The following is a 24,451-nucleotide window of genomic DNA, read 5'->3' as shown; positions in this document are numbered from 1 at the left end:
ATGGCCTGCAGCTTGGTGGGATCGTTGGGATCCCCAGGCGGCACCAGAGGCAAAGGCAAAGAATCGGTGCGGGTTAGTTCTAGCCGCTGCCCAACAATTACCCGCAAGCCCTCCACGCGTGCCCGCCGCTCCCAGTAGCCATCCAAGCCCACCTCGGAAAGGGCGCCTGGGGGTGGGTCGTCTGCAGTGAGGGATTCCCCCAGCTCATTTCTGGCATCATCCGGGATCCGGCCACCTGCCCTGGCGTTGTTGAACTTTTCCGCAAAAGTGGGCACGTTGCAACCGTTCTGCGGGTCGGGCGTTACGGGTGGACGTTCGTAGCTGGCCTTGGGCCCAAAGCGGTTGTCGGCCCGATACACATCGTCCACGTAGGGAGGGCAGGTCTGGTCGGCACCAGCCTGAAAACCACCGGCCTTGATCCGCCCAGGGCTGCGAGGGTTCTTGGCGTTGAGGGGAGAAGCCGCCCATCCCGATGCGTCTTGCTGGTAATTCCCTCGGGGGCGGATGCGGCCAAAAAGGTGCAGCTCCAGCGGATCCAGGGCCACACTTTCCGGCTCTACCCCGTTTTGCACCGAGTCAAAGTTCAGGTTGTTTAGCTTAGGAGGCGGCTCGTTGGGCGGCACATCCGCCACGCCAGGGTGGGCATCGAAACTGAGAGAGTCGCTCACCTGCTGGCCGGCGTAGCCAATGGCTCCTGCCACCAGCTCCCCGAAGGCCGTAATCTCCGAGTTATCTGCAGGCATGTAGAAGCAGGATTCCTGCGAGCTGATCAGGAAAGCCCGGAACAAGTTGTTGGGGGCATAGCGGAAAAAGAGGCTGCCGCCGGCGTAGATGGCGCCGTTCCAGTTGTAGCCGGGAGTGAAGAAAAACTCTAGGTCGCCGCGGCTGAAGGCCCCCCACTTGTTGAGCAGATCGCGCTTGCGATCCTGCTGGAATTGCAAAGCCGAGATGGCGCGGGTGGTGGAGTCGGCCCCTTGAATGGGCAAGGTGACCGCGAAGACCTGGAAAGGCTTGTACAGCGCCGATCCCACCTGGAACCAGTCTCCCACGTTGGGGTTGATCGTCTGCTGAAGGGGGTTATCGTTGCAGCCAGCCAAGGCCGAGCCCTGCAGGGGGCCACTGCGGATCATCAGGCGCCGCGCCCGCTCCGTATCCGTTAGCCGGCTGTCCTCAAAGTCCCTGCCGCCGGCCCGACGGGTGTTGAGAATGGTGTAGGCAGTTACGGAGTCGTTGACGCCGTTGTTGTCGGTGTCCACCAAAAACCACCAGGCCGGCGCCCGCACCGGCACGGGCAGGGTTTGCCCGGGGTTGTTGGGATCCTCTACCTCGATGTTGGTTGTAATTACGAACTGGGTTTCATCGGGGAGGATGTAGGGATCGTTCTCATCCCGCGGGATCAGCTCTCCCGCCCCATCGTTAATCAAAGCCTCAACCAATTGGGCATCGGTGGGGTTGCTTGCGGGCAGGCGGGGATCGCGCAGCAAGTAGTCGATCTTGGCCCGCGCCCGGTCGATGGCAGCATTCAGTTGCCGGCTAACCGTCTGCTCTGCCCGCTCCACCTGGGTTTGGATGGTGCGCTGGGTAGAGCGAGTGAGCAACCCCACCGTTACCAAGCTCAGCACCAGCACGATTAAAATCGCCACTGGCAGCACAAAGCCGCGCTCGCGGATCCTGCCCCGATCCGCCGGGATCTTTAGAGAGCTGAGCAAGCGCAGGACAAGTTTGAGCAACAGCGGGGAAGGAGCAGGCATGGCTGTATCCCGGAGTATGCGAGTGCCAAGATAGCAACAGTATGCAAGGGATCCCGAGTCTCAGACATCCCCACGGGTGGGGGGAAGGGACAGCCTGCTCTTTTCAGGATTCCCAAGCTTTTACAAAATCCCCAGTTGCTGCGCTTTGAGCAGGGCGGTGACGCGGTCGGTGGCGTCCAACTTGCGGTAGACAGCGCTGGCGTACTCTTTCACGGTTTCGACGCTAATGCCAAGGCGGCGAGCAATTTGTTTGTTGGCTAGGCCCTCCTTCATCAGTTGCAGCACGCATAGCTCGCGGGGGGTAAGCCTGGGCAGCTCCTGGGGGGCGGGCAGCCAGTCGTGGTCGGGGTTGGCCAAGATCTGGCGGATAACGCGGGCCAATTCCGCCGGCTCGGTTTCTTTGGAGAGGTAGCCTTTGGCCCCCGCCCGCCGCGCTGCTTCGATTAGGGCCGGCTCGTGAAAAGTCGTCATCATCACCACCACCACCGGCAGGCCCAGCTCGACAATCTGCTGGCAGGCAGCGATCCCGTCCCCACCAGGCATGCGCACATCCAAAAGGGCCACGTCGACGGGGTGGTGGCGGCAGTACTCAACGGCCTGGGATCCGGTCTCGGCCTCGGCTACCACCACAAACCCCTGGGCTTCCAGGGCAAACCTCATCCCTAGCCGAAACAGAGGATGGTCGTCGGCAATGAGCACGCGCACAGGAGAAGTCATAGGATCCCGGCCAGGAAGAGGGCACAACTTAATCTGCCCAAAAGAGGGATCCCCAATAAAGTGCCCTCACCCCCAGCCTAGAGAGGAGCTATTTTACAAAGACCATGCCGCGGGTCTTGGGGTTGAAGGTGGGATCCAGCCGGGTCTGAGCATTGTACAGGGCACCGGTCAGATCGGCTTCTTCCAGAAAAGCTCCCCGCAGGTCGGCCCCGCGCAGATCGGCCTGGCGCAGGTTGGCTCTCGTCAGGTCGGCGCCGGCAAGAACAGCCCCGCGCAAATCGGCTTCGCTGAGGTTAGCTACCTGAAGATTGGCCCCTGTGAGATTGGCCTGCTGCAGGTTGGCTCGGCTGAGATCCGCTTCCCACAAAAAGGCTCCCCCCTGATCCGCGCTGCTCAGGTTGGCGCCGCGCAAGTCGGCCAAGTTGAGGATGGCCTGGGAGAGGTTGGCCGCTTGTAGATTGGCCTGCTTGAGGATGGCTTCTTTCAGGTTGGCCCCCCGCAAATCCACTCCCGCCAGTACGGCTCCCGTTAGATCGCAGGCGGGGCAATCTCGGCCAGGAAGAACGACTTGGGATCGACCCAGTTGGGCCTCAAGCTCCAGTTGGGCAAAAGCTGGAGGTGCCGGGATCCCCATCCCCCACAGGGCGAGGAGACTGAGACTGCCCCAAGACCGAGGCCAGGCCATCTTCTTCACGGAGAACCGTTTCCGCCCTCAAGGCGGCTGGCAGTGGGGGCAAAAGTAGGCTGAGCGGCTTGCCAGCTTGATCCGCTGAATCGGGGTGCCACACAGGCGACAGGGATCCCCTTCTCGACCATATACCCACGCCTGACCCTGGTAGTTGCCGTTGAGCCCCCGCAGATCCCGGTAATCGCGCAGGGTGGTGCCCCGCTGCTCCAGCCCCGCTTGCAACACCCGGATCAAGGCTTCTCGCAGGCGGCTCTTGGCAGCGTCGGAAAGCTGCAAGGCAGGTGTCAAGGGGTGGATGCCGCTCAAAAACAGGGCTTCGTCGGCGTAGATGTTGCCCACTCCCGCTAGCAGCGACTGATCCAGCAGGGCGGCTTTGATGGGGCGGCGGCTTTTCCGCAAGGCGGCTTGGAAATAGGTTTCTGAAAAGGCGGGCGAAAACGGCTCTGGCCCCAGCCTCTGCAAAGCTGTGATCACTGCCTCCGGCTCCACCCCCGCAGGCACCAACCACATCTGGCCAAAGGTGCGCGGATCCACAAAGCGCAGCTCCCACCCCTGCTCCAGGCGCAGTCGAACCCGGGTATGGGCTGGCAAAGGCGCGGATCCCTGAACCCAGAGCAGCTGCCCCGTCATGCCTAGGTGCACGCCGAGAACCGCTCCGGAATCCAGGGATCCCAGAAGATACTTGCCCCGACGCCGCCACCGGGTCAAATAGGCGCCAGACAGCCCCTGCGCAAACTCCTCTTTGCCAGGGTAGGCCAGGGTGCGAGGAAGAAGCACTTCTGCCGCCAGGATGCGCAGGCCAAGAGTCAGGCACTGCAGATCCCGCCTGACGGTTTCAACCTCCGGCAGCTCGGGCACGGGAGGGCTTGGGTTTACTTCTTAGAAGCGGCTTTAGGCTTGGGCTCCTCCACCACTTCCAGCTCGTCTTCGCGGAAGTTGTTGGTGTTGATGTTGTAGTAGTTAACCTTGTCAAAGCGGACGATCACCGGGTAGAGAATGCCGCTGGTATCCACCGCCGCAACTGTCCCCACATCCCGATACCAGTAGGATTCTTTCCGCAAGACACGGACTTTGGCACCGCGCTGAATCGCCATAGAGGTTTTCTCCATTACCTGCCCTTCAGATTACCGCTCTGAAAGACTTACACGGCCCCGGGCAAAAGCAGACTTTCGCTCGGCGTTGAGCCTTTCTTCCTGCTTCAGCGACCCATGGCTAGTGGCAGAGTCCACCCCTACCACCCCGCCAGAGGGATCTCCACAGGCGTAACTTCCCCGCGAGCTGCAGGTAGTTGCTCCTTGCCCCCATAAGGCACACCGGCTAAAGATGGAGCCAACTTTAGCCTAGGCAAAGTGCCTACCAGAAAGGATGTACTTGCAAGCCTACTAGCTCAGCCCATCTCCGTCAAGGCAGAAGGTTGGTTAGGCCACAAAGTGGCTGATGTCTAGTGAATCAAGGACTAGAGGAGATCCCTAGTCGGCAAGAAGGCTGCGATTTCCGAATTTTTGTAACAGGGAAGGCAAAGCCTAGCCCCCAAGGCGAGAAGCGGCTGAGGTTGCGATCGTGAAGAAATGCAAACTATACTGAAGGGCAGGTGCCGCTTGTGGAGGTTTCCATGTCCAACCCCAACCTGTCTGAGCCCAAGTTTGGCTTTAACGAGTACGCCGAGCGCCTCAACGGCCGCGCAGCCATGATTGGCTTTGTGCTGGCCATCGTTATTGAAGCGGTAACGGGCCAAGGCGTCGCCTCCTGGCTAGGTCTAATTCAGTGATCCCCCTCCGGCCCTAGCACCAGATCAAGCCTGCCGTGGAGCAGGCTCTTTGTTCTTTAGCTGATCCCTTCTTGGCGCTTGGCAATCGGCATGCGCCAGCCGGTGCCAAAGGCTCGATCGGTAACCCGCAGGCCAGGGGGAGCCTGGTGGCGCTTGAACTCAGCATTCTGCACCAGCCGCAGCACCTGCTGCACCGTGTCAGGTTCAAACCCCTGGGCCACCAGCTCAGCGGCCGACTGGTGCTGTTCGATGTGCCGCTGGAGGATAGCGTCCAGCAAGTCGTAGGGAGGCAGGCTATCGCTATCTTTCTGGCCAGGTCGCAGCTCTGCTGAGGGGGGCTTGGTGAGGATGGGGAGGGGAATCCGTTCCTGGTGGCGGTTGATCCAGCGGGCCAGGCGGTAGACCCAGGTTTTGGGCACATCGGAAATCACGGCCAGGCCGCCGGACATATCCCCGTAGATGGTGCAGTAGCCCACCGCCAGCTCCGACTTGTTGCCCGTGGTCAAGAGCAGCCGGCCAAACTTGTTGGAGAGGGCCATGAGCAAGGTGCCGCGAATGCGCGACTGCAGGTTCTCTTCCGTGATGTCAGAGGGCAGGCCAGCGAAGGGCTCAGCCAGGAGGTGCTGGTAGCTCTCCATAATCGACTGGATGGGCAGCTTCAGGGTAGGGATCCCCAGGTTCTGCGCCAGTTGGTAGGCGTCCGTCAGGCTGCCCGGGCTGGAATAGGGAGAGGGCATGAGTACCCCCAGCACCCGCTCTGGACCTAGGGCGTCGGCGGCAATGACGGCAGTTACCGCTGAGTCAATCCCCCCCGACAGGCCCAGCAACACCTCGCGAAAGCCGCATTTGCTGACGTAGTCGCGGGTGCCCAAGACCAGCGCCTCGTAGAGCTCCGCTTCCGGCTCCGTTGGCCAGCGGGATCCCTGAACTTCCGGGCCTTCCTCAGGAGGGTGAACCAGCGCCTCCACATCTACCATCAGGCAGTCCGGCTGAAAGGCAGCGGCTTGGGCCACCACCCGGCCCCGGCAGTCTAGGGCGCAACTGGCCCCGTCGAAAATGAGGTCGTCGTTGCCCCCCACCTGGTTGACATAGAGGATGGGCAGGGCGTGCTTGCGGGCCAGGGATCCCAGCATTTCCACCCGCAATTTCTGCTTGCCCAGGCTAAAAGGCGAGGCCGACAGATTGATGAGCAAATCGGCGCCGCAGCGGGCCATCTCGTCTACCGGATCCCGGTGGTAGCGGCGGTGCTGCCAGAAGTCGCGGTCGTTCCAGATGTCTTCACAGATGGTGAAACCCAGGCGATAGCCGCCGTACTGGACGGGCTGGGGCTGGGATCCCGGCTCAAAGTAGCGGTCTTCGTCGAAGACATCGTAGGTGGGCAAAAGCGACTTCTGGAACCAGTGGCGGATCTGCCCCCCCTCTAGCCAGGCCGCGGCGTTGTAGAGAGGCCGCCCCTCCGGCAGGGGGTTGGGCTGCACGGATCCCACCACCACCGGAATGCTATCCCGCAGCCGGTCAGCCAACTGCTGCAAAACTTGGCCTGCCCTCTCGACTAGAGCAGGGTAGAGCAGCAGGTCCCGGGGCGGGTACCCCAACAAGGCCAGCTCAGAAGTAATCGCCAGCTCTGCCCCCTTGGCTGCTGCCGCCTCAACCGACGCACGGATGCGCTCGGCATTGCCGCTGAGATCGCCAACGGTATAGTTAAGTTGCAACAGCGCTACCTTCACTTAGCTCCCTTGGTCGAGAATGGCGGACTCCACGATGATACGCCAGCTCAGACTTAGGTTTGGCCAGAGGCGGGTTGCACTGTTGCTGGCAACTCGGTCTCGGCGTCTGGGTGGAAGTAGCGGTAAATCTGGCGGGCCAGCTTGGGGCCAATGCCTGGCACCTGGGCCAACTGCTCTTCGGTGGCCACTTGAATGCGGGCAAGGGAGCGAAACGCCTCCATGAGCAGCTTTTGGCGCTGCTTGCCTAGGCCAGGGATCTCCTCCAGAACAGAAGCCTGTTGGCGCAGTTTCCGCTGCTGGCGATGGTAGGCAAGGGCAAAGCGGTGGGCCTCATCCCGTAGGCGCTGCAATAGCAGGCGAGCTGGATCTTGGGGTGGCAGCCGCAGCGGCTCGGGATCCCCGGGCCGAAAGATTTCCTCCTCCCGCTTGGCCAAGGCAATGACCGGCAGGTGATCCAGCCCCAGCTCCGCCAGAACAGCCATCACTGCAGCCAGTTGCCCTTTGCCCCCGTCGATGAGCACCAAGTCCGGCTGATCCTCAGGGGTCATTTTGCTAAAGCGACGCCGCGCCACCTCGGCATGGCTGGCAAAATCGTCGGAGTGGCCAGGACGCACCTCGGGGTTGCGAATCTTGTAGCGGCGGTAGTGCTGCTTGGCTGGCAGGCCGTCGATAAACACCACCTGGCTGCCCACCGCATCGGATCCCTGAATGTGGGAAATATCGTAGGCTTCCAGGCGGCGGGGGGCTGACGGCAGATCCAAAACTTCTGCCAAGCGCTCCAGGGCTGCTGCCTCCCGGTCTGCCAAGCGCTGGCTGCGGGCTAGCTCCAGCTGGGCGTTCCGCTCCACCAGTTCAATCAGCTCGGCTTTACTTTGCCGCTGGGGGGCAATGAGACTGACTTTGCGCCCCTTTTTTTGGCTTAGCCAAGACTCGAGAAAATCGCGATCCGGCAGCTCGTACTGCGTCAAGATTTCCGAGGGAATTTCCACCGGATCGCAGTACTGGTAATGCTCCTGCAAAACCCGCTGCAAAATCAGGGCTGGATCGTCGCCCCGGTTTTCGGCCACAAACCCCAGCCGACCCACCAGCTTGCCCGCTCGCACCTGAAACAACTGAATACAAGCCCGCGAGTCGTCCATCGCCAAGGCCAGAGCATCGCGGCTAACTGTCGAGTTGGGCAAAGACACCTTCTGGGATTCGCCCAACTGTTCTAGGCCGCGGATTTGATCCCGATACCGCGCTGCTGCCTCGTAATTTTCTTGCTCGGCCGCCTGGGCCATTTTCTCCTTCAACTCCCGGATGAGCTCGTCCGTCTGCCCCTGGAAGATCATCGCCACTTGAGCAACGGTCTTGCGATACTCCTCGGGGCTGATCAAGCCCTGACAGACACCAGGGCAACGCCCGATGTCGTAGTTCAAACAGGGGCGGTCTTTGTAAAGTGGCTTGGGACGCTGGCGCAAGGGAAAAATCCGCTTCACTAGCCCAAGGGTGTACCGCAGCAGGCCTACATCGGTATAGGGACCATAGTACTTATCTTGATTTTGGTTGAGACGGCGGTGGCGGGTAATGTAAATCTGAGGGTAGGGCTCTGACCATGTAATGCACAAATAGGGGTACTTCTTATCCTCTTTGAGGAGAACATTGTAGGGTGGCTGATAGGTTTTAATCAGATTGTCTTCTAAAGCCAGGGCCTCACTCTCGTTATCAGTTACAATAAACTCGATCTCGCACACCTGGGCTACCATGCGCTGAATGCGAGGGGGGAGATCCCCAAGGCAGCGAAAATAGGATCGCACCCTGGAGCGCAGCTTCTTAGACTTGCCCACATAGAGGATTTGATCGCTGGCATCTCGCATGAGGTAGACACCAGGCTCAGCCGGGATCTCCTTGAGCCGACTCTCCAGAAGCTCTGGGCTTTGGATGAGAGGGATAGTCATAGCGCTAGCCTCAGGGATCCTGGTTTTGCCCCCATTCCCTTTTCCGGCGGAAGGAGGGGAGTCAAAACTGTAACCCCAATCTAGCAACAGCCCTGCACCGCGGAGTGCAAGCGAGCTGGCTCAGGTAATATGGCTTGGCCAAGAGGGGTTTAGGGGTGAATCTGTACCGGGATCTGCTGCAGCCGCTACTGTTTTCCGGGCTAAGGGCTGACCCAGAAACCCTCAAGGTGGCGCTCCTACGCACCTTGGAGTGGCTAGATGTTACCCAGGCCACGGGGATCTTGAGTCTTTTGGAACGCCTCTTCTGCTATCGGGATCCCTGCTTGGAGGTGCGGCTGTGGGGGCTGAGCTTTCCCAATCCCCTGGGTCTCGCTGCGGGCTTGGATAAGGACGGCGTAGCTTTGGGAGTCTGGCCCCACCTGGGCTTTGGCTTTGTGGAGGTGGGCACCGTCACTCCCCAGCCCCAGCCAGGCAATCCAAAGCCGCGCCTATTTCGGCTGCCCCAGGATCGGGCTGCCCTCAATTGCATGGGCTTCAATAACCAGGGAGCAGCAGCTTTGGCCGAACGGCTGCGCCGGCTGCGTCAACGTCTTATCCCCATTGGCGTCAACCTGGGCAAAGGCAAAACCACGCCGCTGGAAGCCGCCGCCACCGACTACCTGGCCAGCTTTCGGGTGCTGCGGGAGCTGGGGGACTACTTTGTGATTAACGTCAGCTCCCCTAACACGCCAGGCTTGCGATCCCTGCAGGCTGCCAAGCACCTGGAGCCCATTCTGGCTGCTCTCCAAGAGGAAAACCAAGCCAAGAAGCCTCTTCTGGTCAAGATTGCCCCCGACCTAGACTGGCCAGAGATTGACGCCATTCTGGAGCTAGCTCAAGCCTACGGCCTGGCTGGGATCATCGCCACCAACACCACTCTGCGCCGCGACAACCTGAAAACCCGCTTCCTCCCTGGTCTAGGGCCTTTGACAACAGCAGCCGGCGGCATCAGCGGCGCCCCGCTGCGAGAGCGCTCCACCCAGATCATCCGCTACATCCACCAGGCCACGGGGGGACAGCTGCCCATTATCGGCGTGGGGGGCATCTTTACCCTAGACGACGCCCTGGAGAAGCTTGCTGCCGGCGCCAGTTTGCTCCAGGTCTATACCGGTTGGATCTATGAAGGGCCAAGCCTGGTTCCTCGCCTGCTGCGCGGCCTTGCTGCTAGCCGGCAGGGAGCCTGCTCGATCCCATCCGGGCGTAAGATTGTTGGTTAAGGATCCCCAAGGGAGCCTGCCGGTGAGCCTGCTGCAACACCTTTTCAAAACTTCCCATCCCGTGATCGGAGTGGTCCATCTGTTGCCGCTGCCCACCTCCCCCCGTTGGGGCGGCAACCTGGAGCAGGTTATTGCCCAAGCGGAACAGGCCGCCACGGCCTTGGCTGCAGGGGGCGTTCACGGGATCCTGGTCGAGAACTTCTACGATGCCCCTTTTGCCAAGGATCAGGTAGACGCGGCGGTGGTGAGCGCCATGACGGTGGTTGTCCAGCGGATTAAGACGTTGGTCTCCCTGCCCATCGGGATCAACGTCCTGCGCAACGATGGCTGTAGCGCTCTAGCCATTGCCGCCTGTGTGGGAGCGCAGTTTATCCGCGTCAACATCCTCTGCGGGGCAATGGTGACCGACCAGGGCCTCATCGAGGGGAATGCCTACCGCTTGCTGCGCTACCGCCGCGAGCTGGGGGCCCAAGACATTAAAATCTTCGCCGATGTGCTGGTGAAGCACGCCCAGCCTCTCGGCCCCATTAGCCTTGAGGCGGCTATCCTGGATACAGTGGAGCGAGGTCTTGCCGATGCCATCATTGTCTCCGGCGAGGCGACCGGCAAGCCGCCTCTTTTGGAAGATCTCAAGCTAGCCCGCCAAGTTGCTCCTCAGGTACCCCTTCTCATTGGCTCAGGGGCCACCGCTGAGAACATCGGCACCCTCATCCAGCACGCCGATGGAGTGATCGTGGCCAGTTCCCTCAAGCGGCTGGCTCGTTCTGGGGGTATGCTGACAGGCCATGCAGAGCTTTTCCCCCTCATTGACCCCATTCGGGTGCGGGAATTTGTAGAGGCGTTGCAGCAGGCGGTAGGGGAGGGCCCCCCTGCCTCTACCTACTTAGCCACCCCTACTTCTAGTTGTAGCTAGACTTTGGGGGTTTCTCCTCATGCTGCCGTCTGACTACAGGGGCGGGGATTCTTCTAGTCCAGTACCTGAGTCCCTGGAGGAGAAGGCGTGGAGCCAGCTTAAGGATCAGGTTCCCCGCCTTTGGGTCGTCGACGACGATTCGGTGACTCGCTGCTTCGTGGGCGGGGTTCTCAAAGCCTGTGGCTACCAGGTGGAAACCTGGGAAGATAGCCAGATGGCCTGGGAGCAGCTGCAGGCGCTCGACGAAAGCCAGTGGCCGGATGTGGTGATCTGCGATTGGGTGATGCCCAAGCTGTCAGGGCTGGATTTTTGTCGCCGTCTCAAGGGATCTGCCGCTGGCCAGTTTGTCTACTTCATTTTCCTCACGGCCCGCTCTGAACTCAAGGATTGCCTTCAGGGGTTGGAGGCGGGGGCAGATGAGTTTATCGCTAAGCCGGTGGCTCCTGAGGAACTGCGGGCACGGGTGCAGGCAGGGCTGCGTTTACAGCGGCTTGTCCAAGCTTTGGCTCAGGCCAACCGCCAACTGCAAGCCCGCAACGAGCTGTTGGAGTCTCTGGCTTTGACGGATCCCTTGACTGGAGCCTTGAACCGCCGCGCCCTTGACCAGGCACTGCCCCGTTTGCTGCAGCAGGTGGGGCCGCAAGGGAAAGCCCGCTACCGCTACCTCTGCCTATTGATGCTGGATGTGGATCACTTTAAGCAGATCAACGACACCTACGGCCACTTCATCGGCGACTGCGTTCTCCAGGCCATTGTTGAACGGCTGCAGCAGCACCTCCGCCCCTCCAGCCTGCTCTACCGCTACGGCGGGGAGGAATTGGTCTGCGTTACCCCTGGTCTAAGCCCCTCGCGCTGTCAACGGTATGCTGAGTCGCTGCGCCAGGCTATCGCCAGCCGTCCCGTTGAGGTTTCGCCCCGTCGCAGCCTGGCTGTAACCATCAGCATTGGCGGGGTCGTGATTAGCGAAGATCACCCCCTGCCGCCAGAGGTTGCCCTCCAGCAAGCCGATGAGGCCCTCTACCAAGCCAAGCGGGCAGGACGCAACCGGCTGCAGCTTTTCTGGCCACCAGCACCCTTTTCGGGGAATACGTCGGAGGAGGTCCTCTGAGGGGCTTTACGGCCTGCTGTTAGCTTCTAGGCTGAGATCGGCAGTGGGAGCAATTTTGCTGAGCTTAATCTTGGGATTGCTACTGACAAATTGCTGCAGAGTCCATTCATTCTTAAAGAGCAGAACCGGCCTATCCTGAACATCCTTGACAATCAGAGTGTTAAACAGACTGGGAAGATCCCGAAGAGCCTCCCAGCCGTTTTCTACCCAGCGAGCCAGCGTGTAGGGCAGCATCTCCAGGCGGGTTTCGACGTTGTATTCATGTTCCAGGCGGTACTGCAGCACCTCAAACTGCAACTGGCCCACCGCGGCCACGATTGGATCCCGTTTGGATTCGTCAAGGGAGTACATAATTTGCACCGCCCCTTCTTCCCGCAGCTCTGACACCCCTTTCTGAAACTGTTTAAATTTGGAGGGGTTGGGATTTTTGAGATAGGCAAAAAGCTCCGGGGAAAAGCTTGGGATCCCGGCGTAGCGCAGCTTTGGGCCAGTGTAGAGCGTATCCCCAATTGTAAAGAGGCCAGGGTTATTTAGGCCAATCACATCCCCAGGGTAAGCTTCGTCAATGGAGATGCGCTCTTGAGCAAACAATTTCTGTGGGTAGGATAGGCGGATGGGGCGGTTGAGGCGGGCATGGTTGACCACCATGTCTTTCTCGAACTTGCCGGAGCAGATGCGCACAAAAGCAATGCGATCCCGGTGGCGGGGATCCATATTGGCCTGCAGCTTAAAGACAAAGCCTGTGAACTCAGGATACTCTGGAGAAATCAGCCCAGCCGTACTTTCGTGGGGCATTGGCGGCAGGGAGTACTCCAAAAACGCATTGAGAAACAGCTCCACCCCAAAATTGGTCATGGCGCTGCCGAAAAAGACAGGAGTTTGTTTCCCAGCATGAACCTGTTTGAGATCCAAACTGGGCATAAGGCCATCCAGGATCTCCAATTCTTCCTTAAATCGGTAGTAGAGATCTTTTTCGATTAGGTCTTCCACTTGGGGATCCCCGAGTTTAATAACTGTATCTTTGACTCGTAGCCGTCCCCCGGAGACTCGCTCAAAGAAGTGAAACTCGTGAGTGCGTCGGTCAAACAAAGCTGTGAAGCGCTCCCCTGAGCCAATGGGCCAGGTAACAGGATAGGGCTTAAGGCCCAGCTCGCTCTCGATTTCGTCCATGAGCTCGAGGGGATCCCGGCTGGGGCGATCCATCTTGTTGATGAAGGTAAAGATCGGCAACCGCCGCATTTGACAGACTTCAAACAACTTGCGGGTTTGGGGTTCTAGCCCTTTGCCGGCATCTTCTAGCATCACGGCGTTGTCCACTGCCGCCAGGGTTCGGTAGGTGTCTTCGCTAAAGTCCTGGTGGCCGGGGGTATCGAGGAGGTTGAGGCGAAAGTTGCGATAGTCAAATTGGATCACCGTCGAGGTGATGGAGATACCCCGCTGTCTTTCCAGTTCCATCCAGTCGGAGGTAACCCGCTTTTGAGCGCGGCGGGCCTTCACGGCTCCAGCCTCCTGAATGGCTCCTCCGTACAGCAACAGCTTTTCCGTAAGGGTGGTCTTTCCAGCATCGGGGTGGGAGATGATGGCAAAAGTGCGCCGCTGCTGGATGGCTTTGGCCAGGTCTACTTCCTTCATCGTCAAGAAGCTCCTCTAGGTCAACCAGGGCGCTGGCAGCATCCAGTTTCCCGCCTTAGAGGGAGGAGAGAAAGCGGTGCAGTCGCTCCAGACCTTTTTCCAGGGTGACGCGGTCGGCGGCGTAGGAGAGGCGAATACAGTGATCGGCTCCGAAGGCCACCCCTGGCACGGCAGCCACATGGTGCTCTTTGAGCAGCCGTTGGCAGAACTCCACCGAGCTCAAGCCGGTCTGGCTGATGTTGAGAAAGATGTAAAATGCGCCCTCTGGCTCCGGACAGCTTACCTTTGGCAGGGTGCGGATCCCCTCCAGCATCAGATCCCGCCGCCGCCAGAACTCTTGGCGCATCTTTTCTACCGCTGGCGCTGAAAGGGGGCTGGTGAGGGCCTCTAGGGCGCCGTATTGGGCAAAGGTGCAGACGTTGGAGGTGCTGTGGCTTTGCAGGCTGATGGCCGCCTCGACGATGGGCTTTGGCCCTGCCAAGTAACCGATGCGCCAGCCGGTCATGGCATAAGCTTTGGCAAAGCCGCTGCTGAGGATAGTGCGCGGCAGCAGCTCTGGAGAAAGGGATCCCAGGCTGAGGTGGCGAGCTTCGCCGTAGACGAGCTTCTCGTAGATCTCGTCGCAGACCACGTAGAGATGGGGAACTGAGAGGATCACCTCCGCCAGCGCCTCCAGCTCGTGCCGGTGATAGACGGCGCCGGTGGGGTTGGCTGGCGAGTTAAGAATGAGCAACTTGCTGCGGGGGGTGAGGGCCTGACGTAGCTGGTCGGCAGTGAGCTTGAAGCCCTGGGCCTCTTGGGTCTGAACCCGCACCACTTGAGCGCCTGCCAGAGCCACCATTTCGGGATAGCTGACCCAGTAGGGGACGGGCAAGATGACCTCATCCCCTGGATCCAGCAGCACCATGGCCAGGTTAAACAGGGTTTGCTTGCCGCCGTTGCTAATCAAGATCTGCTCGGGGCTATAGTCCAGGCCGTTTTCCCGACGCAGCTTGTCGGCTACCGCCTGGCGCAAGGCGGGGATCCCAGCGGTGGGGCCGTAGCGGGTTTTGCCTTCCTGCAAGGCGCGAATGGCAGCCGCCCGAATATGTTCAGGGGTGTCGAAGTCCGGCTCGCCGGCGCTCAGGATACAGACGTCCAGACCCTCTGCCTGCATGGCTTTGGCCAGGGCCGAGATCGACAGCGTTGCCGAAGGGGAAAGGCGGGCAACCCGTTGGGACAAGCCAGCAGCAGACACCATCAGTTAGGGATCCTGGGGTACAGTTGGGCTAGTTCTCAGCACCTAGGCTACGGCTGTCAAGAGGCGGCTGCCATCCACCAGCAGCAGCTTGTGACCTTCCCGCTCCGCCAGCAGATCCCAGAACTCCCCCGCCGTAGCCCCTGGCAAAAACCCTTCCAGGCGTAGCCGCAGGGGGGGAAATTGTTTGTTCCCCTGAGGCTTGCGCCGCACTGCTACCCAGATGTAGCCTTCGTGGGGCTCGACAACGCCGCGAATGTTAAAGCCTTCCTCCGCATCTTCAGGGGCCGGCAAAAAAGGCTCATCCTCTGCCGCTGGGTCTTGCTCCTCCTCTGGCAGAGCCAGGATGCGGATGACGCTCAGGCCCAGAGTGCCCCCCGAGCGCGGCTGGGGCTGCACGTAGTACCAGTAGGTTCGGCCGCTCTCAATACAGTGGGTGAAACGGCGCAGCAGCCCGGCGCGGCCAGGGGTGGCCGGGTACTCCACGCCATCGCTGGCAACCAGCGTCGCCTGGGCATAGGTCTTCGGGATTGGCTTCAGGGATCCCTTAATCAAGCCCAGCGCGCGGAACTGGTAGGGGTGGGCAGGGGGGGGAATAGGGTTCATAGGGCCTAGGCAACGAAGGCAGAGCCTCTAGGTCTTAATCTAACTTTAATCTTATGGCGATAGCCTCCCCAAGAAGTATAGGAGGCTGCTAGTCCAGCAAAAATTGCACCCACTTTGGCGGCGGTGGCAGCGGACAGCGGAAGTGCTCCATGACCAAAGCTGCCACCAAATGCACAGTAAATGCATAGACAAGGGAGTTAAAGGCAATAAACCCTAGGACCACCACCTGAACCATCCAAGGTTCCGCCACCCAGTACAGGCCGAATCGGCCCAGAGACACGTCCAGCAGCCAGTTGGTCAGGCCAGTGAGCTGGATGGTGAGATAGATCCAGAGGTTTTCTCCCAGCAGCAGCGAGGAGAGCAGCAATTGGAAAACCAGACCAAAAGTGCTGAGGGCAGCGCCGCTGACCACCGAGAGATACCAGGAGAGGCGTTGCCGCCACAGGCAGGCACACCAATAGCCTAGAAGGCCGTAGGGAATGACATAGAGGATACTGCGGGTGGGCCCCATCAGCACCGTCAGCAGCAAGGCGGAGACCCCCAGCGCCATGGCCCCAGTGCGGGGATCCCAGCGCATCACGGCCAGTGCCACCGGGATAGGGAAAAACAGGCGCATAAGCGGGGCCAGCGGCGTGTAGCTCAAGATCCAGATCAAAGCGGCAGTGCTGGCCAAGAAAGCCGTCTCCACCACCCTCAACGCAGGAGAAGGGGGTGGCGAGGGGGGTAAAGGGGGAGAATCACCCTGCACAGGAGGCTCAGCTAGGAAAAGACATCTGTTCCCAGCTTAGGCCAGCAGTGGCCGAGTTGGCGGAGTGGGATCTTGGCGCCAGGCGCAAGCTCTGGCACCCTCCCAGCGCACCTGCCAAACTTGGCCTGCCACCGCCACTGCATCCCCTGGGCGCAACTTGCGCCCCCGCCGGGTTTCCACCTCGCCGTTGACGCGCACCTGCCCCGCCTGGATGAGCTGCTTAGCCCGCCCGCCGGTGGGGACAACTCCCGTCAGCTTGAGAAATTGACCCAGCTTAATGTAGGGATCTCCCCCTCCAGAAGCTCGAGCCGTTGTGGCCATAGCGTTCTTGCTCGTCGGCTAATTCCATTCTCAGGCGCTCTGCTGGCAAGGTGCTGAGATGGCCTAGGGCTGCAAAGCTGAGGTTGCCGGAGCTTCTACAGTCGACCAGAACTTGTAGGCGGCCTGGGAGAGTTTGGCAATCAGCTCCTCCGCTCTGGGATCGTTGGGGGTTTCCCGCTTCACCCACACCGCTGCTATGTAACGCCGCCCGTTGGGCAGATCGAGGATCCCGGCATCTCCGACCACCGAGCTAAGGGTTCCCGTCTTGTGGGCAATGCGCACTTCTGGGTCTAGGCCAGGGCGAAAGTAGGAGGGCCGCTGCGTGCGCCAGAGGATGTCCAAAAAGCGGTCGCGGCTGCGACGGCTAAGCAGGCGCCCCTGCTCCACTTGGCTGAGCAGCCAGACCATATCGCGCGGGCTACTGGTGTTGGCGCCCTCTAGATCTGGCAGCCATTGGGAGATCTGCGTGTGTTGCAGCCCCCACTGGCGAAACTTTTGGTTGAGGGCTTCTCGACCGCCCAGGCGATCCAGGATCAAGTTGGCGGCGAAGTTGTCGCTGACGGTGCTCATGAGGGTGGCTGCCTCAAGAGCAGAGACCTGGGATCCCAGAGGACGGGTTTGCAAAAGGCCAGCTCCCCCCCCCTTGAGCTCTTTCCGCAGCGTTAGCTTTTCCTCTAGCCGCACCTGCCCAGTTTCCACCGCCTGCAAAAAGGCTAGGAGAATCGGGATCTTGAGGACACTAGCAGCAGGAAAAACCTGATCCGGCCTCACCCCCGCAAAGGCGCCAGTTTCCACCTCCCAAAACAAGGCTCCCACCGTCAGGCCCGGCTGGTCAGCCAGGGCCGCTAAGCGCTCCTGCAGAGCAGGGATTTCCTCTCCTTTGAGGAAGTCTATGGGCAAGGCAGGGGGGGGATCCCCAGATCCTGCTGCCACCTGCTCTGTCTGGGGAGGGGCGGTGGATTGCAGCAGGCGCGACAGGCCAGCCATCGTCAGACCCAGAATTAGGCTGAAGCCCAAGCCCCTGAGCAGCACCTCCTTAAAAGCCCTGGGCCGGCGTAGGCGAGAGGGACGAGTTGCCCGTTGGCGCACTCGGGCAAGGGCCTTTTGGCGAGAAAGGCGCAAGAGGGATCCCGCAGCAGGTAGCAGACGCTCAGAAGCAAGGTGTTGATGAGGCCCTGCCTGCCGGGATCTTTCTGGAGCTGAGCTGCTGATTCTTCCCTCCCTTCCTCTAGCCATGCCTGCCCCAACGCCACTCTTTTGGCCAATAATGGCAACTTGCCTCCGGAACCTCAGTTTAGCTGGGAAAGCATCCCCCGGCCAACTCAGCCATAGCAGAGGGACAACCTGCCCTGCTGTAGAGGAAGCAGATTCGGAGGGGGGCTGGTTGGCTATCCTGAAAGTAGGCTTTTGGGAAGAACTTTCCAGCTCCTGCGCTTGGTTCCCCACCCCACCGCTGGAGCTGGGGGAGGCGACGATGGCTAACTACAACCGCGGCATTATGCAGTTCAAGGGGGCGGATAGCCCCATTGTGGTGCTGATCTCGGCCAGCGTTGTGGCGGGGGTCGTCTCGGCCTTGATCTGGTGGGCCCTGCACTTTGCCTACGCAGCTTGAGATGCCATCTCTGCAACCCGGGGAGGTGGAGGTAGAGGCGGCAACCGTCGACGGGCAACGGCTGGGCTGGGAAGAGGCAGTTCAGCAGCGCCTGAGGCGTTCTTTGCTGCAGTGGTACCGCAAGGAAGGCCGGGATCTGCCCTGGCGGCGCACCCGAGATCCCTACGCCATCTGGGTAGCGGAAGTGATGCTGCAACAGACCCAGGTGGCTACCGTGATCCCCTACTTTCAGCGCTGGATGGAGGCTTTGCCCGGGATCCCCGACTTGGCGGCAGCCTCCCAAGAGCAGGTGCTGAAATTGTGGGAAGGCCTGGGCTACTACCGGCGGGCGCTAAATCTGCACAAAGCCGCTCAAATCCTGATGCGGGAACATGGAGGGCAGTTTCCCCGCGATCTGCAGCAGGTGCTGGCGCTGCCAGGGATCGGGCGCACGACAGCTGGGGGCATTCTCAGTGCCGCCTTTGACCTACCCCTGCCGATTTTGGAGGGGAACGTCAAGCGGGTGTTGGCTCGCCTGGTGGCTTTGCCCCAGCCACCAAGTCGCTGCCTGCCTCTCTTGTGGCGGCTTTCGCAGCAATTACTGGATCCCGAGCAGCCGCGCACCTTTAACCAGGCTCTGATGGACTTGGGCGCTACTGTCTGCCGGCCCAGGCGGCCTCGCTGTGGTCAGTGCCCTTGGCAGGCCGATTGCGCCGCTTACCATCGAGGTCAACAGCACCACCTGCCTATGGCTGAACCCCGTCCCTTGCGCCCTCACAAACAGATTGCGGTGGCCATTGTCCTGCGGGAGAACGAGATCCTCATCGATCGGCGCCCGGAAAGCTCGATGCTCAGCGGCCTGTGGGAGTTCCCCGGTGGCAAGATCGAGCCGGGAGAAACCCCTGCGGAGTGTGTGGTGCGGGAAGTGAAAGAGGAAGTGGGCATTGACATCGCCGTGGTAGCGCCGCTAGCCACCGTTGAGCATGCCTACACCCATTTCACCATCACCCTCATGGCTTTTATCTGCCGCTATTTGGGCGGAGAAGCTCAGCCTTTACAATGCAGTGAAGTCCGCTGGGTCAAACCGGCAGAGCTGTCGCAGTTTCCTTTTCCAGCAGCTAACCAAAAGCTATTTCCCTACCTGTACACTTGGCTAGAAGAACACGGGCTTTGCCAGGAGCCCAAAAGATCTTTGCCAGGATGATACCTAATCGCTGCAGTGAGGCGCGGATATGCTGGTCACTTTGGAGAAAGCAGGGGAGATTCTCGCCAAGGGATCCCATACGGCCATTCCGACCACCGATGGCAAGGTCGCTCTGGTGCCCAAGGGAAAAGAAGACCTCAAGCTAACAGCCACCGAAGCCATTAACTTGATGTTCTATGTCGTTCGCTCCACTGAGCCTCCGGAAAAGGTGATGGTGCAACTGCAGGAAGCTGTGGCCAAGGCACAAGCCCCCGATCCCGCCGAAGAGCGCGCCAGAAGATATCGGGAAATTCGCGGCGTCTAGCCGGAGGGGGCGCACGCATTTTGGCCTAGAGGCGGCTGCGCAGTTTGTAGCTCTCCAGGGTGTTGGCCAGCAGCATGGTTACCGTCATCGGCCCCACGCCACCCGGTACGGGTGTGATGGCGGCAGCCCGCTCTTTGACTGCCTCGTAGTCCACATCTCCCACCAACTGCTCCGACCCGTCAGGGCCTTGGATGCGGTTAATGCCTACATCGACGACCACGGCCCCTGGCTTTACCATTTCTGCCTTGAGCAGGCGGGGACGCCCCACCGCCATGACCACAATGTCGGCACTGCGGGTTACTTCGGCCAAGTTGGGTGTGCGGGAGTGGGCCATGGTAACCGTGGCGTCGGCGGCCAACAGCATCAAGCTCAAGGGCTTGCCCACCAGAAGGCTGCGGCCGACCACCACCGCTTTTCGTCCGGCAACCGGGATCCCTTCTGCCTCCAGCAGGCGCATCACGCCTAATGGGGTACAACTGCGCAGGCCGGGCTCGCCGCGCACCAGCCGGCCCAGGTTGAGGGGGTGGAGGCCGTCCACGTCCTTGGCAGGATCGATGGCTAGAAGGGGCGGGATGGGATCCCAGCCAGGGGGCAGGGGCAGTTGCACCAGGATGCCATCGACGCGCTCGTCCTGGTTGAGTTGGGCAATGGTGTCGAGCAGATGGGCGGGGGAGTCCTGGGCGGAAAAATGGCGACCAAAGGAGGCGATGCCCACCCGCTCACAGGCCCGCTCTTTGCCGCGCACGTAGGCAGCACTGGCAGGATCCTCTCCAACTCGCAGCACTGCCAACCCTGGGGGGCGCCCCACCCGCGGGAGCCAAGCTTGCACTTGGGCAGCCATCTCGGCTTGCAGGCGAGCAGCTAAGGCTTTGCCATCCAAGATCTTGGCAGCCATGGAGGGCGCCCCGCGAGGTCTTGACAACTTGACTATCTTCAGGAGCTCAGCTCCCTTCGTCAAGCCTTGCTGCCGTCGAGAACCAGCAGCACGGGCATTGATGTCCCTAGAACTCGCGCAGCTCTTCTTCGTCGTCGGGCCCTAGCTGCTCAATGATGATCTCCACCTGCTGCCGTTTTTCCTCCAAAAACTCGGCACAGCGCTTTAGAGTTTGGGCGGCCTGCTGGAAGCGCTCCACCACCTCCTCCAGATCCAGCTCCCCCGATTCAATCTGGGCAATCAAACTTTCCACTTCGGCAATGGCTGCCTCGTAGCGCCAGGGATCCTCACGTTTGCGGCGGCTCATGGCTCTCCTCCACTCGAACCCAGAAGCTTCCCCCGGCCAGCTCTATGCGCAGGCGGGTCTGAGGTGGCAGGCAGGGGTTGCGGACGAGAGATCCCCGCTCGTCGCGCACGAGGGCGTAGCCCCGCCGGAGGACGGCCGCGGGATCGAGGGCTTGGAGGTGCTGCTGGAGAGCTTGGTGGCGCTGTTGCTGCTCTTGAAGGCGATGGCGCACGGCCTGAACTAGGCGCTGTTGCCGTTGCAGCAGGTGCTTCTGGGCCTGGTGCAGCAGCCGCTCGGGATGAATTTGGAGCAGACGGTGGTGGGCATGGTGCAGGCGCTCCTGGGCCTTCTCCAAAACCTGCAGGGTGCAGGTGACCAGCCGCTGCCGGAGCTGGGATCCCTGGCGCTGCAATTCCCGCAGATCCGGCACAACCCGTTCGGCTGCCGCTGTGGGGGTGTGGGCCGCATAGTCAGCGGCGTAGTCCGCCAAGGTCTCATCCCGCTGGTGGCCGATCCCAGTTACCACCGGAATGCGGCATTCGGCAATGGCCCGCACCACCCGTTCATCGTTAAAGCAGGCCAAATCCTCGCCGGCTCCGCCTCCTCGGGCAATCAGCAGCACCTCCGCCCGCCCATCCCGTTCCACCCGGCGAATGGCCCGCACAATGGACTCGGGGGCCGCTTCCCCTTGCACTTGAGCTGGCGAAAACAGCACCCGCAGCCCCGGGTAGCGCTGGTTGAGGGTGCGGCGGATATCTCCCCAGCCGGCGGCGTCGGGAGAGCTGACGACAGCAATGCACTGAGGGTGGGTGGGCAGAGGCCGCTGGTTGTCGAACAGGCCTTCGGCGGCCAGGCGGGCCTTGAGCTGCTGGAATCTCCACGCCAGGAGGCCTTCCCCTGCTGGCAGCAGTTGCCAGATGACCAGGCGGTAGTAGCTGCCGCCGCTGTAGATGCCAACTTGCCCCAGCGCCAGCACCTGTTGACCCACTTTTGGCCAGAAGCTGAGCCGGGCCGTCTGACTTTGCCACACAACCCCCCTGAGGACGTCGCCGCTTTCTGGATCCACCAGGGTCAGGAACAGGTGGCCCGTGTGGTTGCGCTGACAACTGGAGACTTCTCCAACCACCCACAGCCGGGTCAAGTAGGGATCCCCGCCCAGCAGCGACTTGAGGTAGCGGGACACTCCCCCAACCGAGAGGAGGGGGACTTCCTCGCCCAGCAGGGACTCTATCACCTCCTCTAGGTTACTACAGCTACCCAGAGCCCTTGCTTGTGGATCGGGATTCGGCATACGCAGCTCCCGAATACCGCTGGGAATGTCCGAGATCCCATCTAGAATAGGCGACGACAAACCAAGGGAGGAGGTGGCTGCGGTGACTTTTGCCCATTGGCTGGGGCTGGGGGCGCTGCTGGGCCTGTTGGCGCTGCTCTGGCAGATTCGACAGATCCTGCTGCTGGTGTTTGCAGCCATCGTCCTGGCAGTAGCCTTGGATACTCTAGCCCAGATTCCCCAGCGCTACGGCTTTCGCCGCGGCCCCTCCCTTCTCATCACGGGCTTGACGGTTTTGGTGGGCGCGGTCTTGGTGGGGCTCATCGTGGTGCCGCCTCTACTGGAGCAGTTGCGCCGGCTGTTGACCGACGTGGTGCCTGCGGGGATTGTGCAAGCGCAGCGGCTGTTTGAGAGCCTAATCCTCTTGCTGCCGACCGACCTTGAGCTGCCGACGCTGCGGGAGTTGGCCAATAGTCTTGTGCCCCAGGCCACCGAGTTGGTGCGCCAGGTGCGCGACTTTTTCTCCCAGTCCTTCACTGCTTTCTTTGCCACCCTGCTCAACTTCTTGTTTGTGCTCATCCTCACCATCTTGCTGTTGTTAGATCCCCCGGCCTACAGCCGCGCCTTTGTTTCCGTTTTCCCGGCCTTCTACCGCCCCCGCGTTCGCTACATCCTCAAGCGCTGCGAGCTGGTGCTGCGGGGCTGGCTGGTGGGGATCTTGTTTACCAGCACCTTGGTGATGGTGCTGAGCGGCATTGGCCTCTGGATTTTGGGTGTGCCCCTGATCCTAGCCAACGCGGTGCTAGCGGGCCTGTTCAACTTCATCCCCAACATTGGCCCCACCCTGAGCGTGGTTGCCCCAATGCTGGTAGCCCTCACCGACGCCCCCTGGAAGTCCCTAGCAGTGCTAGGGCTGTACATCTTCATCCAGCAGCTTGAAAGCAGCGTCTTTACCCCGCTTGTCATGTCGCGCCAGGTGTCGCTTTTGCCCGCCTTGACGCTGATAGCTCAAATCACCTCGGCCTTTTTCTTCGGGGTGCTGGGCCTATTCTTGGCCGTGCCCTTGGCGGCCATCCTGCAGGTGTGGATCCAGGAGGTGCTGATTCGAGATGTGCTGGATCCCTGGCGAGGCCCGCGAGCCCGCCCCTTGCTCCTGTCTGAGCTGGGAAGGGATGGGAGCTCGCCCTCCCGGCAGCCGGAGAGAACAGATCCCAAGCTGCTCCCCCCCTCGGGCGGAGAGGTTTAAAGCGTCAAGCTCCTTAACATTTGTCCTAGAACCGCAAAAGCGCTCCTATAGTGAGGATCCCCCTCTCCGTGTTGGGATGGGAAGCGCCATGTCCCACTTCACCACCCTGCAAGTGCAGATTAAAGATGCCGAGCTGCTGGAAGAAACCCTGAAGGAATTGGGCTACAGCGTGGAGCGGAACGCCAACCTGCGGGGCTACCTCTGGAACCGCACCCGCGCCGACTTGGTGATCCGGCAAAAGAACGGCTTCGACATCGGCTTTCGCCGCAAGGGGGATCACTACGAGCTGGTGGCCGATCTCTGGGGAGCCGGCATCGATCCCCAGACGTTCCTAGCGCCGATTTTGCAGCGCTACGCCTACAAAAGCCTGCTGCGCTCGGCCCAGCAACAGGGCTATGCCATCGAGGCGGAAGAGCGCCTGGAAGATGGCACTATCCGCGTGGTGGTGGGGCGCTGGGTGTAACTGAGCCCACCTCTGCTGATGAACAGCAATCCTCAGCCAGCGGTGGGGTCTAGCCCTCGCCCTTGGGATCTGGTGTTGGGAGGACAAGCTGCCGCCAGCGGTGCCCCGCCTTACGCCTTGGTCTTAGGGGGTCTTGAGGGGGCGCGGCGGCGGCTCACTCGGGGTGAGGAGGCGGTGCGTCTAGCCACCTTGCCCCAGTTGCTGCAGTACGGGCCGGCAGGTCTAGCGGAGCTAGTAGCAGCCCTGGCCGGCAACAGCTCCTGGGCGGTGCGCTTGGCAGCATGGCGGCTGCTCTCCCAGCTCGAGCAACCCGAGGCAGAGGAAGCTTGTCGGACCTACAGCCCCTTTCGGCCGGTGGGAGGAGCACAGGGGGTAATCGTGGCCTATCGGCGCGGGGAGCGAGACTTTGCCTACGCCGACTTGGAGGGAGTGGATCTGCAGGAGGCACGGCTGGGGGGTGCCAACTTCTACGAAGCCAATTTGAGAAAGGCTAACCTGCGCCTTTGCAACTTTAACGGCGCCCACCTGCGCCAAGCGGATCTGCGCCAAGCCAATTTGCAAGGGGCCAAGCTCAGTGGCGCCCTCCTAGAAGGAGCGGATCTGCGGGGAGCCGACCTGAGGGGGGTAAAAGTCAGTGGCACCAGCCTGCGCGGATCCCAGCTTTCAGACGCCACCCACTTGGAGGAGCGGCTGCGCCACATCTGGCAGTTGCAAAACTGGGGGGGAGAGGGGCAGGATCTGGCC

The 24,451-nt window shown here is 61.0% G+C and carries 25 protein-coding genes and 1 pseudogene; 10 read left to right on the top strand and 16 right to left on the bottom strand.

Features of this window, described 5'->3' with window-relative positions:
* The 5 genes and pseudogenes from NW814_RS10580 to NW814_RS10560 form a co-directional block, all read right to left on the bottom strand.
* Window positions 1-1,751: pseudogene (locus NW814_RS10580) on the bottom strand (type II secretion system protein); the annotation flags it as partial.
* Between the two features lie 120 nt (window positions 1,752-1,871).
* Window positions 1,872-2,468 (bottom strand): response regulator transcription factor, encoded by a 597-nt coding sequence (locus NW814_RS10575; RefSeq protein WP_414395787.1) that lies wholly within the window; start codon window positions 2,466-2,468, stop codon window positions 1,872-1,874.
* Between the two features lie 88 nt (window positions 2,469-2,556).
* Window positions 2,557-3,153 (bottom strand): pentapeptide repeat-containing protein, encoded by a 597-nt coding sequence (locus NW814_RS10570; protein ID WP_414406267.1) that lies wholly within the window; start codon window positions 3,151-3,153, stop codon window positions 2,557-2,559.
* Between the two features lie 27 nt (window positions 3,154-3,180).
* Window positions 3,181-4,014, bottom strand: coding sequence for a DNA-formamidopyrimidine glycosylase (locus tag NW814_RS10565; RefSeq protein WP_414406266.1), 834 nt, complete (start codon window positions 4,012-4,014; stop codon window positions 3,181-3,183).
* 14 nt (window positions 4,015-4,028) lie between these two features.
* The gene (locus NW814_RS10560) at window positions 4,029-4,250 is read right to left on the bottom strand and encodes a photosystem I reaction center subunit IV (RefSeq protein ID WP_414395781.1); all 222 of its coding nucleotides are present in this window, start codon (window positions 4,248-4,250) and stop codon (window positions 4,029-4,031) included.
* 518 nt (window positions 4,251-4,768) lie between these two features.
* On the opposite strand from NW814_RS10560, the gene NW814_RS10555 reads away from it, so the two are divergent.
* Entirely contained in the window at window positions 4,769-4,924 is a 156-nt protein-coding gene (locus tag NW814_RS10555; protein ID WP_414395779.1) for a chlorophyll a/b-binding protein, read from the top strand.
* Window positions 4,925-4,980: 56 nt separating this feature from the next.
* Here NW814_RS10555 and NW814_RS10550 read toward each other — a convergent pair whose 3' ends face one another.
* Both NW814_RS10550 and uvrC read right to left on the bottom strand, forming a co-directional pair.
* Entirely contained in the window at window positions 4,981-6,651 is a 1,671-nt protein-coding gene (locus NW814_RS10550; RefSeq protein WP_414406265.1) for an NAD+ synthase, read from the bottom strand.
* Window positions 6,652-6,704: 53 nt separating this feature from the next.
* On the bottom strand, window positions 6,705-8,588 hold the full coding sequence (gene uvrC / locus NW814_RS10545; protein ID WP_414406264.1) for an excinuclease ABC subunit UvrC: 1,884 nt from the start codon (window positions 8,586-8,588) through the stop codon (window positions 6,705-6,707).
* 155 nt (window positions 8,589-8,743) lie between these two features.
* Between uvrC and NW814_RS10540 the strand changes: the two genes are divergently transcribed.
* The 3 genes from NW814_RS10540 to NW814_RS10530 are packed head-to-tail and all read left to right on the top strand — an operon-like array spanning window position 8,744 to window position 11,865.
* A complete protein-coding gene (locus NW814_RS10540; RefSeq protein ID WP_414406268.1) occupies window positions 8,744-9,844 on the top strand; it encodes a quinone-dependent dihydroorotate dehydrogenase in 1,101 nt (366 codons plus the stop codon).
* Between the two features lie 22 nt (window positions 9,845-9,866).
* Window positions 9,867-10,757, top strand: a complete 891-nt coding sequence (btpA, locus tag NW814_RS10535; protein WP_414406263.1) for a photosystem I biogenesis protein BtpA — start codon at window positions 9,867-9,869, stop codon at window positions 10,755-10,757.
* Window positions 10,758-10,776: 19 nt separating this feature from the next.
* Window positions 10,777-11,865 carry a diguanylate cyclase gene (locus NW814_RS10530; RefSeq protein ID WP_414406262.1) on the top strand — a complete coding sequence of 363 codons (1,089 nt, stop codon included), beginning with the start codon at window positions 10,777-10,779 and terminating at the stop codon, window positions 11,863-11,865.
* Between the two features lie 6 nt (window positions 11,866-11,871).
* Here the strand turns inward: NW814_RS10530 and NW814_RS10525 are convergent, their stop codons facing one another.
* The 6 genes from NW814_RS10525 to NW814_RS10500 all read right to left on the bottom strand — a co-directional run bounded on the left by NW814_RS10525 (window position 11,872) and on the right by NW814_RS10500 (window position 17,531).
* A complete protein-coding gene (locus NW814_RS10525) occupies window positions 11,872-13,497 on the bottom strand; it encodes a peptide chain release factor 3 (RefSeq protein WP_414406261.1) in 1,626 nt (541 codons plus the stop codon).
* A gap of 55 nt (window positions 13,498-13,552) precedes the next feature.
* Window positions 13,553-14,737, bottom strand: a complete 1,185-nt coding sequence (locus NW814_RS10520; protein WP_414395767.1) for a pyridoxal phosphate-dependent aminotransferase — start codon at window positions 14,735-14,737, stop codon at window positions 13,553-13,555.
* A gap of 42 nt (window positions 14,738-14,779) precedes the next feature.
* Complete coding sequence (locus tag NW814_RS10515) at window positions 14,780-15,340, bottom strand: hypothetical protein (RefSeq protein ID WP_414406260.1); 561 nt, start codon at window positions 15,338-15,340, stop codon at window positions 14,780-14,782.
* An 88-nt stretch (window positions 15,341-15,428) separates the two neighbouring features.
* Window positions 15,429-16,088: a DUF2232 domain-containing protein gene (locus NW814_RS10510; RefSeq protein ID WP_414406259.1), complete on the bottom strand. Its 660-nt coding sequence runs from the start codon at window positions 16,086-16,088 to the stop codon at window positions 15,429-15,431.
* A 36-nt stretch (window positions 16,089-16,124) separates the two neighbouring features.
* Window positions 16,125-16,409: an RNA-binding S4 domain-containing protein gene (locus tag NW814_RS10505; protein WP_414395762.1), complete on the bottom strand. Its 285-nt coding sequence runs from the start codon at window positions 16,407-16,409 to the stop codon at window positions 16,125-16,127.
* 63 nt (window positions 16,410-16,472) lie between these two features.
* Complete coding sequence (locus tag NW814_RS10500; RefSeq protein ID WP_414406258.1) at window positions 16,473-17,531, bottom strand: serine hydrolase; 1,059 nt, start codon at window positions 17,529-17,531, stop codon at window positions 16,473-16,475.
* 262 nt (window positions 17,532-17,793) lie between these two features.
* Here NW814_RS10500 and NW814_RS10495 point away from each other — a divergent pair, with 262 nt between their 5' ends.
* Genes NW814_RS10495 through NW814_RS10485 form a run of 3 tightly spaced genes read left to right on the top strand, consistent with a single transcriptional unit; the run spans window position 17,794 to window position 19,508 of the window.
* Window positions 17,794-18,021 carry a hypothetical protein gene (locus NW814_RS10495; RefSeq protein WP_414406257.1) on the top strand — a complete coding sequence of 76 codons (228 nt, stop codon included), beginning with the start codon at window positions 17,794-17,796 and terminating at the stop codon, window positions 18,019-18,021.
* Between the two features lies 1 nt (window position 18,022).
* Window positions 18,023-19,204, top strand: a complete 1,182-nt coding sequence (gene mutY, locus NW814_RS10490) for an A/G-specific adenine glycosylase (protein ID WP_414406256.1) — start codon at window positions 18,023-18,025, stop codon at window positions 19,202-19,204.
* Between the two features lie 28 nt (window positions 19,205-19,232).
* On the top strand, window positions 19,233-19,508 hold the full coding sequence (locus tag NW814_RS10485; RefSeq protein ID WP_414406255.1) for a hypothetical protein: 276 nt from the start codon (window positions 19,233-19,235) through the stop codon (window positions 19,506-19,508).
* 25 nt (window positions 19,509-19,533) lie between these two features.
* Here the strand turns inward: NW814_RS10485 and folD are convergent, their stop codons facing one another.
* The 3 genes from folD to xseA all read right to left on the bottom strand — a co-directional run bounded on the left by folD (window position 19,534) and on the right by xseA (window position 22,019).
* Window positions 19,534-20,403, bottom strand: a complete 870-nt coding sequence (gene folD / locus NW814_RS10480) for a bifunctional methylenetetrahydrofolate dehydrogenase/methenyltetrahydrofolate cyclohydrolase FolD (RefSeq protein WP_414406254.1) — start codon at window positions 20,401-20,403, stop codon at window positions 19,534-19,536.
* A 106-nt stretch (window positions 20,404-20,509) separates the two neighbouring features.
* The gene (xseB, locus tag NW814_RS10475; RefSeq protein WP_414395752.1) at window positions 20,510-20,749 is read right to left on the bottom strand and encodes an exodeoxyribonuclease VII small subunit; all 240 of its coding nucleotides are present in this window, start codon (window positions 20,747-20,749) and stop codon (window positions 20,510-20,512) included.
* On the bottom strand, window positions 20,730-22,019 hold the full coding sequence (gene xseA, locus NW814_RS10470) for an exodeoxyribonuclease VII large subunit (RefSeq protein ID WP_414406253.1): 1,290 nt from the start codon (window positions 22,017-22,019) through the stop codon (window positions 20,730-20,732). Before xseA ends, xseB begins: the two co-directional genes overlap by 20 nt.
* A gap of 73 nt (window positions 22,020-22,092) precedes the next feature.
* Between xseA and NW814_RS10465 the strand changes: the two genes are divergently transcribed.
* The 3 genes from NW814_RS10465 to NW814_RS10455 all read left to right on the top strand — a co-directional run.
* Entirely contained in the window at window positions 22,093-23,244 is a 1,152-nt protein-coding gene (locus NW814_RS10465; RefSeq protein ID WP_414406252.1) for an AI-2E family transporter, read from the top strand.
* Window positions 23,245-23,332: 88 nt separating this feature from the next.
* The gene (locus NW814_RS10460; protein ID WP_414406251.1) at window positions 23,333-23,707 is read left to right on the top strand and encodes a DUF1257 domain-containing protein; all 375 of its coding nucleotides are present in this window, start codon (window positions 23,333-23,335) and stop codon (window positions 23,705-23,707) included.
* An 18-nt stretch (window positions 23,708-23,725) separates the two neighbouring features.
* The coding region (locus tag NW814_RS10455; protein ID WP_414406250.1) for a pentapeptide repeat-containing protein at window positions 23,726-24,451 on the top strand (726 nt) is incomplete at its 3' end.

The sequence above is a fragment of the Synechococcus sp. R65.1 genome (assembly GCF_047461755.1).
Lineage (GTDB): Bacteria > Cyanobacteriota > Cyanobacteriia > Thermostichales > Thermostichaceae > Thermostichus.
Note: the sequence above shows the minus strand (reverse complement) of the source record. Positions and strands in the feature narration are given on the sequence as shown.